The organism is Roseburia sp. AM51-8 (assembly GCF_003478275.1).
Lineage (GTDB): Bacteria > Bacillota > Clostridia > Lachnospirales > Lachnospiraceae > Pararoseburia > Pararoseburia lenta.
On the sequence record NZ_QUEY01000001.1, the window covers coordinates 486,819 to 500,096 of the forward strand.

The window sequence follows — 13,278 nt, forward strand, 5'->3', positions numbered from 1 at the left end:
AGGAGGAACAATTCATGAGTTACGTTACAGAAACGTTAAGTAACCTTCTATCCCAGACGGCGTTTGCAAATTTGGACTACAAGAACTTTATCATGATCGCAGTTGCATGCGTGTTCTTGTATCTGGCTATCCGCAAGGGATTTGAGCCATTACTTCTGGTTCCGATCGCTTTCGGTATGCTTCTTGTTAATATCTACCCGGATATTATTGCAAGCCCGGAGGAAACGTCTAACGGTGTAGGCGGTTTGCTTTATTACTTTTATACATTGGACGAGTGGTCCATCCTGCCATCCTTATTTTCCTTGGTGTTGGTGCGATGACCGACTTCGGTCCTTTGATCGCCAATCCGATCAGTTTCCTGCTCGGCGCGGCAGCTCAGTTCGGTATCTTTACCGCATATCTTCTGGCTATCCTGCTCGGATTCAGTGATCAGGCAGCAGCAGCGGTTTCCATCATTGGTGGTGCCGATGGTCCGACATCTATCTTCCTTGCCGGTAAGTTAGGACAGAGTAGTCTGATGGGACCGATCGCGGTGGCGGCATATTCTTACATGGCACTTGTGCCGATTATCCAGCCACCGATCATGAAGTTATTTACAACGAAAAAGGAACGTGCGATCCATATGGAGAACCTGCGTCCGGTTTCCAAGTTGGAAAAGATCTTATTCCCGATCGTAGTAACCATTATCGTATGTTTACTGCTTCCTACCACAGCACCACTGGTTGGTATGCTGATGTTAGGTAACCTTTTCCGCGAGTCAGGCGTGGTTCGTCAGTTGACCGAGACTGCATCCAATGCTCTTATGTATATCGTTGTTATCTTGCTGGGAACCTCTGTAGGTGCTTCTACAAGTGCAGAAGCCTTCCTGAACATCACAACGATCAAGATCGTTGTTTTGGGTCTGGTTGCCTTTGCGGTTGGTACCGCTGCAGGTGTACTCTTTGGTAAGTTGCTTTGCTTCCTTACAAAGGGCAAGATCAATCCGCTCATCGGTTCCGCAGGTGTATCGGCAGTACCTATGGCAGCACGTGTATCACAGAAGGTCGGTGCAGAAGAAGATCCTACCAACTTCCTGTTGATGCATGCAATGGGACCAAACGTTGCCGGAGTTATCGGTACAGCAGTTGCCGCTGGTGTATTCATGGCTATTTTCGGTGTATAATATAAGGAGGATGACATGGCAGAAGTAGTTAAAAAACCTGTAAAGATTACAGAAACAATATTAAGAGATGCACATCAGTCTCTGATCGCTACCAGAATGACGACAGAGCAGATGTTACCAATCATTGATAAAATGGATAAGGTTGGATATCACGCAGTAGAGTGCTGGGGTGGTGCTACCTTCGACGCTTCCCTGCGTTTCTTGAAAGAGGATCCATGGGAGCGTTTGAGAAAACTTCGTGATGGCTTCAAGAATACGAAGTTACAGATGCTTTTCAGAGGACAGAACATCTTAGGATACAGCCATTATCCGGATGATGTTGTAGAATATTTCGTTCAGAAGTCTATCGCTAATGGTATTGATATCATTCGTATCTTTGACTGTCTGAATGATGTCCGCAACTTACAGACAGCAGTAGATGCCTGCAAGAAGGAAAAAGGACATGCACAGGTTGCCCTTTCTTATACCTTAGGTGATGCTTACACACTGGATTACTGGAAAGAAATGGCAAAGCGTGTTGAGGATATGGGCGCTGATTCTTTGTGTATCAAAGATATGGCAGGACTTTTAGTTCCACAGAAGGCTGACGAACTTGTCCGTACCTTAAAGGAAGCAACTTCACTTCCGATCGACCTGCATACACACTATACTTCCGGTGTTGCTTCTATGACTTACTTAAAGGCTGTAGAGGCAGGCTGCGATATCATTGATACCGCAATCTCTCCATTTGCACTGGGAACCAGTCAGCCGGCAACAGAAGTTATGGTTGAGACCTTCAAGGGTACAGAGTTTGATACCGGATTAGATCAGAACCAACTGGCTGAGATCGCTGATTACTTCCGTCCGATGAGAGAGGAAGCATTGGCATCCGGTCTTATGAATCCAAAGGTACTTGGCGTAAACATCAACACCTTACGTTATCAGGTACCTGGTGGTATGCTTTCTAACCTGATCTCCCAGTTGAAGGAGCAGGGCAAGGAAGACAAATACGAAGAAGTACTTGCAGAAGTACCACGTGTTCGTAAAGACCTTGGTGAGCCGCCACTGGTAACACCTTCTTCCCAGATCGTTGGTACACAGGCTGTATTCAATGTCCTCATGGGCGAGAGATACAAGGTTGCTACCAAAGAGACCAAGGATATGCTTCTCGGAAAGTATGGACAGACCGTTCGTCCGTTCAATCCGGAAGTGGTAGAAAAGGTTCTTGGCGATGAGAAGGATCAGGCGATCACTTGTCGTCCGGCTGATCTTTTAGAGCCGGGACTGGCTAAGTTTGAGGAAGAAATGAAGCAGTGGAAGCAGCAGGATGAGGATGTTCTTTCCTATGCACTCTTCCCAAAGGTTGCTACCGAGTTCTTCAAGTATCGTGAAGCACAGCAGACAGGTGTTGATCCGGCTGTTGCTGATACAAAAAATGGTGCTTATCCAGTTTAATTTTTAAAAGAAAAGTAGTATAATAAAATCCATTGGTGTGTGTTGCGACATGCCAGTGGATTTTTTATGTTTAGAAGGAATCGTTATTATGTCAAATAAAAGTGATCTGAATACAAAGATAAACGAACTCTACAAGTCCATGAGCAAGGGACAGAAACTTCTGACAAATTACATCACGGACAATTATGATAAAGCGGCATTTCTTACGGCAGCAAAATTGGGTGAGACCGTCGGCGTCAGTGAATCTACCGTGGTGCGATTTGCCATGTTCTTAGGCTACAAGGGTTATCCGGAGTTTCAAAAGGCATTGGAGGAGACTGTCCGCAATAAATTAAATTCCGTGCAGCGTATGGAAGTTACCTATGGCAGGATCGAAAAAAATGCTGTACTCAGTTCTGTTTTGTCCTCTGATGCGGACAAGATCCGGGAGACCATGGAGTCTATGGATGAGGATGTCTTTGAACAGGCGGTTGATACCATTTTAAATGCAAGAAAGATCTATGTGATCGGTATTCGCAGTTGCGCACCGCTGGCATCTTTTCTGGCTTTTTACCTCAATCTGATGTTTGATAATGTCATCCTTTTGCAGACCAACAATTCCAGTGAGATCTTTGAACAGATGATACATATGAATGAGTCTGATGTCATCATTGGCATCAGTTTTCCGCGCTATTCCATGCGTACCTTAAAGGCGATGGAATTTGCCAACAACCGCAGTGCCAAGGTCATTACCTTGACAGACAGCGTACATTCCCCGATGAACCTCTATTCCTCCTGTAATCTGATCGCCAGCAGTGATATGGCATCTATTGTGGATTCCCTGGTGGCACCGCTGAGCGTGATCAATGCCCTGATCGTTGCCCTTTGCATGAAAAAACAGGATTCGGTCGCAGAGACCTTAGAAGCCTTAGAGGATATCTGGGACGAGTATCAGGTCTATGAAAATGACGAGATCGACCAGGTGGACGACTCGCTGAAGATGCGCTATGCAAAGATAGGAGATGGGGATGAGTAAGGTTCTTGTGATCGGTGGCGGTGCTGCCGGAATGATGGCGGCTTATGCGGCAGGTATGTGCGGTCATGAGGTGACCCTCTTAGAGCAGAATGAAAAATTAGGCAAAAAGATCTACATTACGGGAAAGGGCAGATGCAATTTTACCAATGCCTCGCCATTAGAAGAGATCATGCAGGCAGTGGTTTCCAATCCCAAGTTTTTGTACAGTGCCTTTTATACCTTTTCCAATGATGCGGTCATGGATTTCTTTGAAAATCAGGCATGCCCTATAAAATAGAAAGGGGCAACCGTGCCTTTCCGGTATCGGATCATGCATCTGATGTCATCCGTGCGCTGGAGCGTGCCATGAAGGAACAGAACGTGCGCATCCGTTTGCATACCCAGGTGCGTGAACTTCTTATAGAGGATGATAAGGCGACTGGTGTTCTTTTGACAGATGGGGATAAGATCATGGCAGACAGCTTGATCCTCGCGACCGGCGGACTGTCTTATCCGACGACAGGATCGACCGGCGATGGTCATACTATGGCAAAAAATAGTGGGCACAAAATCGTCACACCGAGACCGGCACTGGTGCCGCTGACGACGAAAGAAGAATACATCCTGCGGATGCAGGGACTTTCCTTAAAAAATGTCTCCCTAAAGATCAAGGATGAAAAAAGAGTTATTTATGATGCTTTTGGTGAGATGCTTTTTACGCATTTTGGTGTGAGCGGACCTCTGGTCTTATCTGCGAGTTCTGTATTGAGCCGGCATTTCCCGAGAGAATATCAGGCTTATATCGATCTGAAACCGGCGCTTTCCGAGGAAGTTTTGAATGAACGCTTGCTGCGTGAATTTTCGGAACGTCCAAACCAGCATATCAAGGCAGTTTTCCAGCAATTACTACCTGCAAAAATGATACCGGTTATGATAGAATTGAGTCAGATATCCATGGACAAACCGGTCAATGCGATCACAAAAGAGGAGCGCAGGCGTCTGGTCGGACTTTTTAAGGCATTTCCTTTTACCATCACCGGTACGCGGGGCTTTAAGGAAGCCATCATTACCCAGGGCGGTGTTTCGGTCAAGGATATCGATCCGGGGACCATGGAATCCAAGCGGATCAAGGATCTATATCTGGTCGGAGAACTGCTGGATCTTGATGCACTGACCGGAGGTTACAATTTACAAATTGCCTGGTCAACGGGATATTTGGCTGGGATCAGTATAAAATAAAGGTGGAAAGATTATGAGTATGAATATTGCAATTGACGGACCGGCAGGTGCCGGAAAAAGCACGATCGCAAAGAGAGTGGCAAAAGAATTGGGATTTATCTATGTCGATACCGGGGCAATGTACCGTGCTATGGCACTCTACATTTTGCGCCACGGTGTCAATGAAAAAGAAGAAAGTGCGGTTGCTGCAGTCTGCGACCGGATCGACGTGGCACTGCGCTATGTGGATGGCAACCAGATGGTCCTTTTGTGCGGAGAAGATGTATCTACAGAGATTCGTAAGGAAGAAGTCGGCAATATGGCATCCGTAACAAGCGTTTATCCTTGTGTGCGTCAAAAACTTTTGTCTTTGCAACAGGATTTGGCGGCGCGTGAGGATGTCATCATGGATGGCAGGGATATCGGCACCTGTGTCCTGCCGGATGCACCGCTTAAGATATATCTGACCGCAAGTGTTGAGACAAGGGCAAAGAGACGTTATCAGGAATTGCAGGAAAAGGGACAGACCTGTGATCTGACCGAGATCATGAAGGATATCGAAGACCGCGATTACCGGGATATGCATCGCGAGATTTCCCCACTTGCACAGGCAGAGGATGCCATTCTGGTAGATTCATCGGATATGACGATCGAGGAAGTGGTAGCAAAGATCATAGACCTTGCAAAGGAGCGTATGGCATGAAGGTGACATTGGCAAAGAGTGCAGGTTTTTGCTTTGGTGTAAAAAGGGCTGTGGATATGGTCTATGAGCAGATCGAGGATGCAAAAGAAAGACCTATCTATACCTATGGTCCTATCATCCACAATGAAGAAGTGGTAAAGGAACTTGCCGAAAAAGGTGTTCGGGTCATTGCGGAGGATGAAAATCTGCATGGGCTGGAACCGGGGACAGTCATCATCCGGTCTCACGGCGTGGGACGCAAGGTCAAGGAAGACTTGGAAAATGCAGGCTTTACCATTGTAGATGCCACCTGTCCCTTTGTGCAAAAGATCCACAGATATGTGGCAAAATATGCCGAAGAAGGCTATTTCGTCCTGATCGTCGGAAGCGAGAGCCACCCGGAAGTACAGGGGATCGTCGGCTGGATGCCAAACGATTCTTATGCCGTTATTTCTACGCCGCAGGATCTTGAGGATCTGGCTTTGGCTGGAGAAAAAATCTGTATTGTCTCACAAACGACATTTAACTACAATAAATTTCAAGAATTAGTTGAAATTATCCGAAAAAAAGGGTATGATATACTTGTTTTGAATACTATCTGTAATGCTACTGAGGAGCGCCAGAGCGAGGCGGCTATGATCGCAAGAGATGTAGATGCAATGATCGTGATCGGCGGCAAGCACAGTTCCAACACACAGAAGTTATTTGAAATATGCAAAAAAGAATGCCAAGATACTTACTATATACAGACAAAAGAAGATCTCGATTTGTCGGTACTTCAATCCATTAGCAACGTAGGTATTACCGCAGGGGCTTCTACCCCAAACAAAATTATTGAGGAGGTTCAAAAGATATGTCAGAAATGAGTTTTGAACAAATGTTAGAAGAATCATTTAAAACAATAAGAAATGGAGAGGTAGTTGAAGGTACCGTTATCAATGTTAAGCCTGATGAGATCGCTGTAGACATTGGATACAAATCAGACGGAATCATCCATCGTAGCGAATACACAAACGAATCAAACGTTGACCTGACACAGCTTGTATCTGTTGGTGACAAGATCGACGCTATGGTCATCAAGGTAAACGATGGCGAAGGACAGGTTGCACTTTCTTACAAGAGACTTGCTGCTGAAAAGGGCAACAAGCGTCTGGAAGAAGCATTTGAGAATCATGAAGTACTTACCGCTAAGGTGGCACAGGTATTAAACGGTGGTCTTAGCGTTGTTATCGACGAAGCAAAGATCTTTATCCCAGCCAGCCTTGTATCAGACACCTACGAGAAGGATCTGAACAAGTACAATGGTCAGGAAATCTCATTCGTTATTACAGAGTTTAATCCTAGAAGAAGACGTATTATCGGTGATAGAAAACAGTTATTGGTTGCTGAAAAGGAAAAACTTGCAGAAGAATTATTCGCAAGAATCCATGTTGGTGATGTTGTAGAAGGTACTGTCAAGAACGTGACAGATTTCGGCGCATTCATCGATCTCGGTGGAGCAGACGGACTTTTACATATCTCTGAGATGTCTTGGGGCAGAGTTGAGAACCCTAAGAAGGTATTCCATGTAGGAGATCAGGTCAAGGTATTCATCAAGGATATCAACGACAAGAAGATCGCACTTTCTATGAAGTTTGATGATGAGAACCCATGGAAGGACGCTTCTGAGCGTTTTGCAGTAGGAACAATTGTAACTGGTAAGGTTGCAAGAATGACAGACTTCGGTGCATTCGTTGAACTTGCTCCTGGTGTAGATGCACTTCTTCATGTATCACAGATCGCAAAGGAACACATCGACAAGCCTTCAGATGTTCTTTCTGTAGGACAGGAAGTAGAAGCAAAGATCGTAGAGTTCCGTGAGGAAGACAAGAAGATCAGCCTGAGCATGAAAGCACTTCTTGCAACACCGGAAGAAGACAAGGCTGCTGATGATGCGGAGTTCGCTGACGTTGACATCGATGCAGTAGCAAATGAAATGGAAGAGACAGAAGAATAATTCTTTTCTACTGGGGGACATATAAGTATGGATGATTATGAATCTTTCAAGAAAGCGGTATATTCGCTGACAAAGATCGACCTCAGTTCCTATAAAGAAAAGCAGATGCGCAGACGTATCGATTCTCTGGTGCGAAAGCGCAAATGCGCATCTTATGATGCTTATGTCAAGTTATTGAAGTCAGATCCGGTCGTCTTTGAGGAGTTTGTCAACTTCCTGACAATCAATGTGTCAGAGTTTTATCGTAATCCGGAACAATGGGATTTACTGGTACGGGAATTTGTACCGGAACTCATTAAGAAGTTCGGGACCAATTTACATATCTGGTCAGCAGCCTGTTCTACAGGCGATGAGCCGTATTCGCTGGTCATGGCTTTATCCAAGCATTTAGATCTGAGCAAGATCAAGATCACAGCAACGGATATTGACAAGCAGGTGATCGCGACAGCCAAGGTGGGTCTGTATTCCGAAAAGAGTATTGCCAATGTGCCGGATGAGTTCAAACGTAAATATTTTACCAAGGTAGGAAATTCATACCAGATCTCGGAACAGATCAAGAAGTGCGTGGATTTCAGAGAACACAACTTATTATCTGATCCGTATCCGAGAGACTGCCACATGATCGTGTGCCGCAATGTATTGATCTACTTTACAGAAGAAGCCAAGAATGAGGTTTACGAGAAATTCGCAAAATCTCTCAAAGATGGCGGTATCCTCTTTATCGGCAGTACAGAGCAGGTGACAGATTACAAGGGCATGGGCTATAAGCGTAGATATTCTTTCTACTACGAAAAAAGTCAGGAATAAAATAAAGATCCTAACTTCCTTTGGGAGGTTAGGATCTTTTTGTATTAAGAATACTCAATTTAGGAGACAGGAAATGTAGCGGGCGATGAAAGTCTCATCCACATAGGATTTCTGGTAAGGGATGAAAGATTTCTTATCCTTGTATGCTCTGGCAAAGAAATAGATGTCATCACTGCATTCTAAAGCATCCGGCACCATGAGATAGGTGTCGACTTTGGCAATGTAACATGTCGCCGGGGTGGCTTTCTGCTTTTTTTCTTTGGCAATATGGGATGCCAGTTCTTTGGGGATGACCATGTCTTCTTCCGGCAGGTAGACATAGGACTTTACATCCGGCAGGAAATGATACATTTTCTCGTGATAAAGTGAAATCGCGCCTTTGATGCTATCGTCTTCTAAGATGATGTAATATCATCCGTGTGCAGACGTAGGGGTGCGGGCAGACGAAAAGAAGTGGAAGCGGTAAAAGTGAGTTCCTGATGTTGTATGCCCTGATAATCGGTATAGGAGGACAGGGAGAGATCTGTAATCCTTATCTGCATGTCCTTTAAGTGGGCATAGGATAGGATGGGCAGGATCTCGACCATGCCAGCCACATCTTCGTAGTTATGTAGTTTCAAAAGTGTCAGAGCCTCGTCATCCGGCTCATTGCAGTAGGACTGGTAGACAGCGATCAACTCGCCGCCGGAGTATTTGTCCTCCCGGTGGATACCAAGGAAGGATTCGATGGCTTTTTGCCGGTAGGATGGCAGATTTAAGATGGATTTCATGCCGCGGCATGCCTTATAGATGTCAAAATGCTGATCGGGCAGAGCGTCGGTAGGAATTTGCAGTTTCTGACAGCGGTCAAGGATAAATCTTTCATCAAAACGGATGCCGTTAAAGGAAAGAAGACCTTGAAAATCTTTACACAGTTCCAAAAAGGCTTCTAAGACCTCAGATTCCTCGGCGGGTGTCTCAGCAAGGTATTGCAGTAAGGTAATCTCACTGCCCTTGTGATAGGCACAGCCGATCAGATATATGGTGTTATATTTTGCAGAAAGACCGGTGGTCTCGATGTCAAACAGGAGTTGATCTTCCTGCCAAAAGTCCAGTTCTTGATAGCGGGGCGTATAAGTATAGGTGTCCGTAAATGTAAGCATGAGAGCCTCCTTTTGGTTAAAAATTTAACAGACAAAGCCTGTATATTCCATAGTATAACACATATGGAAAAGGTACTCAAAAAGATACAAAAAGATGCGTCTGTATGTCTTGATTTGTTTACAAAAGTGATATAATGTATTCAAAGTGTGTAATCACATAAGTATCGAAAGAAAGAGGGGTACAGTTCATGGGCCTAAAGACATTTAAGGGCGGCGTTCATCCTAAGGATGGCAAAGACTTATCCAAGTCCAAGCCGATTAAAGAATTGCTGCCGGAAGGAGAATTAGTCTTTCCTTTATCTCAGCATATTGGTGCTCCAGCAACACCTATCGTTGCTGTTGGCGATGCTGTATTAAAAGGACAGAAGATCGCAGAGGCAGGTGGCTTTGTGTCATCTCCAATCTACTCATCTGTTTCAGGAACGGTCAAGGCGATCGAGCCTAGACGTGTAACTGTTGGTGATATGGTCAATTCCATTATTATCGAGAGTGACGGTGAGTTCAATGAGGTTACCTACGAAGAGACAGAAGATGTGACCAAACTTTCTAATGAAGAGATCATTGGAAAGATCAAGGAAGCCGGCGTTGTCGGTATGGGTGGTGCAGGTTTCCCAACCCATGTCAAGTTGTCTCCGAAGGAGCCGGACAAAATCGAGTATATTATTGCAAACTGCGCAGAGTGTGAACCATATTTGACATCCGATTATCGTAGAATGATCGAGGAACCGGAAAAGTTGGTCGAAGGTATGAAGATTATCTTGCAGTTGTTCCCACATGCCAAGGGTATCTTTGGTGTCGAGGACAACAAGCCGGATTGTATCGAAAAGTTACAGGCACTGGTTGCAGGAGAGTCCCGTATGGAAGTTTGTCCGTTGCAGACAAAGTATCCACAGGGTGGTGAGCGTCAGTTGATCTTTGCTACCACAGGCAGAAGCATCAACTCCAAGATGTTGCCGGCAGACGCAGGCTGTATCGTTGATAACGTAGAGACCATGGTCGCTATTTATAATGCAGTACGTTTTGGTCGTCCGCTGACCAACCGTATTTTCACAGTTACCGGTGATGCGGTATGTGAGCCGAGAAACTTCTATATCAGCATTGGTACAAGTTACAGCCAGTTGTTAGAGGCAGCAGGCGGACTGGTAGCACCAGCGAAAAAGATGATCGCCGGTGGTCCTATGATGGGATTTGCTTTATTTGGCGTAGATGTTCCTACAACAAAGACAACGTCAGCCCTGCTTTGTATGACAGAGGATGAGGCTTCTAAGTATGAGACAACCGCCTGCATCAACTGTGGACGTTGTGTGGAGGCTTGTCCTGAGGCATTGGTTCCATCCAGACTTGCTGATTACTCTGAGCACAAGCAGATGGATAAATTTGAAGAATGGTATGGTCTTGAGTGTGTAGAATGTTGCAGTTGCAGTTATGTATGCCCGGCACGCAGACCTTTGGCACAGTCAGTCAAGACAATGAAAAAGTTTGTTCTTGCTGAAAAGAGAAAGAAAAATTAGGAAGGGGTGAATCTTGTGAGTGATTTATTAAACGTTACATCTTCGCCACACGTTAGAGATAAAATGGATACCCAGAAGATCATGGCATTGGTAGTGATCTCTTTGCTTCCGGCATCTATCTTCGGTATCTGCAATTTTGGATTGCATGCACTGGTATTGATCCTTGTGACTATCGCATCCTGTGTGGCTTCTGAATGGATCTACGAGAAGATCGTACATAAAAAGAGCACAATCAATGATCTGAGTGCAGTTGTTACAGGACTTCTGTTAGCACTCAACTTACCACCAACATTACCATGGTGGCAGGCAGTCCTTGGCGGTGTATTTGCTATTGTTATCGTCAAGATGTTATTTGGAGGACTGGGACAGAACTTCATGAACCCGGCACTGGGAGCAAGATGTTTCCTTTTGATCTCCTTTACCGGATCTATGACAAGTTTTACTTATGACGGCGTGACAGGTGCAACACCACTTGCTGCTTTAAAGGCTGGTGAGAGCGTAGATACCATGTCAATGCTTCTTGGTACGACAGCCGGAACCATCGGTGAGACATCTGTTATCGCACTTTTGATCGGTGCGATCATCCTGATCTTATTCGGGGTTATCGATCTTCGTATTCCGGGATCTTATATCATTACTTTTGCCATCTTTGTATTGATCTTTGGTGGACATGGATTTGATATGAACTATCTGGTTGCACAGTTATGTGGTGGTGGACTTATGCTTGGTGCCTTCTTTATGGCAACCGACTACGTGACTTCACCGATCACACCAAACGGCAAGATCCTTTACGGTATCGTTCTTGGTATTTTGACCGGTATCTTCCGTATCTATGGTGCATCCGCAGAAGGTGTTTCCTATGCGATCATCTTCAGTAACCTTTTGGTTCCTTTGATCGAGCGCATCACAATTCCAAGAGCCTTTGGCGTTGTCAAGGAGAAGGGAGGCAACAAATAATGAATAAATTAGTAAAAGACGCATTAGTCCTTACTGCAATTACTCTTATTGCCGGTGTCTGCCTTGGTGGTGTATATGAGATCACAAAGGATCCGATCGCAAAGGCACAGGAGTCTGCAACCCAGGAGTCTTACAAGGCTGTATTTGCAGATGCTGCTTCCTTTGAAGATTTGGAAGGATTTGATGCTGACGCAGCAACAAAGATCGCTGCTGATGCAGGTTATACAGACGATGATATTACAAATTGCGTGGTTGCAAAAGATGATGCAGGGCAGGCGATCGGTTATGTCATCACGATCACATCTCATGCCGGATACGGCGGAGACATCACATTCTCTATGGGTGTGACAAACGATGGTACTTTAAATGGTTATTCCATTACAGATATTAGTGAGACAGCAGGTCTTGGTATGAAGGCAAAAGAAGATGGCTTTATGAGCCAGTTCGCCGGGATCCCTGCGCAGATCTTGGAAGTTACCAAGTCTGGCAAGACAGCCGATACAGAGATCGAAGCCATCAGTGGTGCAACGATCACATCTAAGGCAGTTACCTATGGTGTCGATGCTGGTCTTACTTATTACAACAGCCTTGTAGGAGGTGCGTCAAATGAATAAGATCGTAGAACGTTTACAGAACGGTATTATCAAAGAAAATCCTACCTTCGTCCTGATGCTTGGTATGTGTCCGACACTTGCTGTTACCACATCTGCGATCAACGGACTTGGTATGGGACTTTCCACAACCGTTGTACTTGTTATGTCCAACTTAATGATTTCCTTGTTGAGACATATTATTCCGGACCGTGTACGTGTGCCGGCATTTATCGTTATCGTTGCATCTTTCGTAACGATCGTACAGTTCCTGGTACAGGGATTTATTCCAAGTCTTTACTCAGCACTTGGTATCTATATTCCGCTTATCGTAGTAAACTGTATCATCTTAGGAAGAGCAGAGTCATATGCTTCTAAGAATCCTGTCATTCCGTCTATCTTTGATGGACTTGGTATGGGACTTGGATTTACCGTAGGTCTTACCTCTATCGGTATCGTACGTGAGATCCTGGGAGCAGGTCAGATCTTTGGTTTCCAGATCCTTCCGCTTGCAGATGCTGCAACAGGAAAAGCAGGTTATACACCGATCACTATTTTTGTTCTTGCTCCTGGAGCATTCTTCGTACTGGCATTCTTGATCGCACTGATGAATGTGATTCGTGCAAATGCAGAGAAGAAGGGCAAACATATCGCACCGGCTACCGGATGTCTTGCAGGAGACTGCGAGTCTTGTGGTATGGGATCTTGCTCAGGCAAGTCTAATGTCAGCGTAGCAAAGGCAGAAACAAAGACAGAAGCAAAGGATAAGGAATAGGAGGAAGAGC

Annotated in this window: 12 protein-coding genes and 2 pseudogenes; 12 read left to right on the top strand and 2 right to left on the bottom strand. The window is 45.1% G+C overall.

Features of this window, described 5'->3' with window-relative positions; all coding sequences use genetic code 11:
- Positions 1-14 precede the first annotated feature (14 nt).
- The 8 genes and pseudogenes from DW996_RS02420 to DW996_RS02455 all read left to right on the top strand — a co-directional run bounded on the left by DW996_RS02420 (position 15) and on the right by DW996_RS02455 (position 8,293).
- Positions 15-1,162 (top strand): annotated as a pseudogene (locus DW996_RS02420) (sodium ion-translocating decarboxylase subunit beta).
- Between the two features lie 15 nt (positions 1,163-1,177).
- On the top strand, positions 1,178-2,596 hold the full coding sequence (locus DW996_RS02425; protein WP_118281138.1) for an oxaloacetate decarboxylase subunit alpha: 1,419 nt from the start codon (positions 1,178-1,180) through the stop codon (positions 2,594-2,596).
- Positions 2,597-2,684: 88 nt separating this feature from the next.
- Positions 2,685-3,611: a MurR/RpiR family transcriptional regulator gene (locus DW996_RS02430; RefSeq protein WP_118534757.1), complete on the top strand. Its 927-nt coding sequence runs from the start codon at positions 2,685-2,687 to the stop codon at positions 3,609-3,611.
- Positions 3,604-4,829: pseudogene (locus DW996_RS02435) on the top strand (NAD(P)/FAD-dependent oxidoreductase). Before DW996_RS02430 ends, DW996_RS02435 begins: the two are co-directional and overlap by 8 nt.
- A 10-nt stretch (positions 4,830-4,839) precedes the next feature.
- The gene (gene cmk / locus DW996_RS02440) at positions 4,840-5,511 is read left to right on the top strand and encodes a (d)CMP kinase (protein WP_118534758.1); all 672 of its coding nucleotides are present in this window, start codon (positions 4,840-4,842) and stop codon (positions 5,509-5,511) included.
- On the top strand, positions 5,508-6,356 hold the full coding sequence (gene ispH, locus DW996_RS02445) for a 4-hydroxy-3-methylbut-2-enyl diphosphate reductase (protein ID WP_118534759.1): 849 nt from the start codon (positions 5,508-5,510) through the stop codon (positions 6,354-6,356). Before cmk ends, ispH begins: the two co-directional genes overlap by 4 nt.
- Positions 6,344-7,486, top strand: a complete 1,143-nt coding sequence (gene rpsA / locus DW996_RS02450) for a 30S ribosomal protein S1 (RefSeq protein WP_118281143.1) — start codon at positions 6,344-6,346, stop codon at positions 7,484-7,486. Before ispH ends, rpsA begins: the two co-directional genes overlap by 13 nt.
- 27 nt (positions 7,487-7,513) lie before the next feature.
- Positions 7,514-8,293 (top strand): CheR family methyltransferase, encoded by a 780-nt coding sequence (locus DW996_RS02455; protein WP_118534760.1) that lies wholly within the window; start codon positions 7,514-7,516, stop codon positions 8,291-8,293.
- Between the two features lie 54 nt (positions 8,294-8,347).
- Here the strand turns inward: DW996_RS02455 and DW996_RS02460 are convergent, their stop codons facing one another.
- Together DW996_RS02460 and DW996_RS02465 are read right to left on the bottom strand one after the other, a co-directional pair.
- Complete coding sequence (locus DW996_RS02460) at positions 8,348-8,644, bottom strand: hypothetical protein (RefSeq protein WP_118534761.1); 297 nt, start codon at positions 8,642-8,644, stop codon at positions 8,348-8,350.
- A 44-nt stretch (positions 8,645-8,688) separates the two neighbouring features.
- Positions 8,689-9,435 (bottom strand): ribonuclease H-like domain-containing protein, encoded by a 747-nt coding sequence (locus DW996_RS02465; protein WP_118534762.1) that lies wholly within the window; start codon positions 9,433-9,435, stop codon positions 8,689-8,691.
- 188 nt (positions 9,436-9,623) lie between these two features.
- Here DW996_RS02465 and rsxC point away from each other — a divergent pair, with 188 nt between their 5' ends.
- From rsxC to rsxE, 4 genes are read left to right on the top strand one after another with little or no spacing between them, the layout of a single operon-like run.
- On the top strand, positions 9,624-10,946 hold the full coding sequence (gene rsxC, locus DW996_RS02470) for an electron transport complex subunit RsxC (protein WP_118534763.1): 1,323 nt from the start codon (positions 9,624-9,626) through the stop codon (positions 10,944-10,946).
- Between the two features lie 15 nt (positions 10,947-10,961).
- Entirely contained in the window at positions 10,962-11,903 is a 942-nt protein-coding gene (locus tag DW996_RS02475) for an RnfABCDGE type electron transport complex subunit D (RefSeq protein WP_118281147.1), read from the top strand.
- The gene (locus tag DW996_RS02480) at positions 11,903-12,517 is read left to right on the top strand and encodes an RnfABCDGE type electron transport complex subunit G (RefSeq protein ID WP_118534764.1); all 615 of its coding nucleotides are present in this window, start codon (positions 11,903-11,905) and stop codon (positions 12,515-12,517) included. Before DW996_RS02475 ends, DW996_RS02480 begins: the two co-directional genes overlap by 1 nt.
- The gene (rsxE, locus tag DW996_RS02485; protein ID WP_118281149.1) at positions 12,510-13,268 is read left to right on the top strand and encodes an electron transport complex subunit RsxE; all 759 of its coding nucleotides are present in this window, start codon (positions 12,510-12,512) and stop codon (positions 13,266-13,268) included. The genes DW996_RS02480 and rsxE overlap by 8 nt, the downstream gene beginning before the upstream one ends.
- The last annotated feature ends 10 nt before the right edge of the window (positions 13,269-13,278 follow it).

Excerpts from the sequence above, each read along its gene's own strand:
- DW996_RS02425 (WP_118281138.1), top strand. The coding sequence starts at position 1,178 with ATGGCAGAAGTAGTTAAAAAACCTGTAAAGATTACAGAAACAATATTA.
- DW996_RS02430 (WP_118534757.1), top strand. The coding sequence starts at position 2,685 with ATGTCAAATAAAAGTGATCTGAATACAAAGATAAACGAACTCTACAAG.
- ispH (WP_118534759.1), top strand. The coding sequence starts at position 5,508 with ATGAAGGTGACATTGGCAAAGAGTGCAGGTTTTTGCTTTGGTGTAAAA.
- rpsA (WP_118281143.1), top strand. The coding sequence starts at position 6,344 with ATGTCAGAAATGAGTTTTGAACAAATGTTAGAAGAATCATTTAAAACA.
- DW996_RS02455 (WP_118534760.1), top strand. The coding sequence starts at position 7,514 with ATGGATGATTATGAATCTTTCAAGAAAGCGGTATATTCGCTGACAAAG.
- DW996_RS02460 (WP_118534761.1), bottom strand. The coding sequence starts at position 8,644 with ATGTATCATTTCCTGCCGGATGTAAAGTCCTATGTCTACCTGCCGGAA.
- DW996_RS02465 (WP_118534762.1), bottom strand. The coding sequence starts at position 9,435 with ATGCTTACATTTACGGACACCTATACTTATACGCCCCGCTATCAAGAA.
- rsxC (WP_118534763.1), top strand. The coding sequence starts at position 9,624 with ATGGGCCTAAAGACATTTAAGGGCGGCGTTCATCCTAAGGATGGCAAA.
- DW996_RS02480 (WP_118534764.1), top strand. The coding sequence starts at position 11,903 with ATGAATAAATTAGTAAAAGACGCATTAGTCCTTACTGCAATTACTCTT.
- rsxE (WP_118281149.1), top strand. The coding sequence starts at position 12,510 with ATGAATAAGATCGTAGAACGTTTACAGAACGGTATTATCAAAGAAAAT.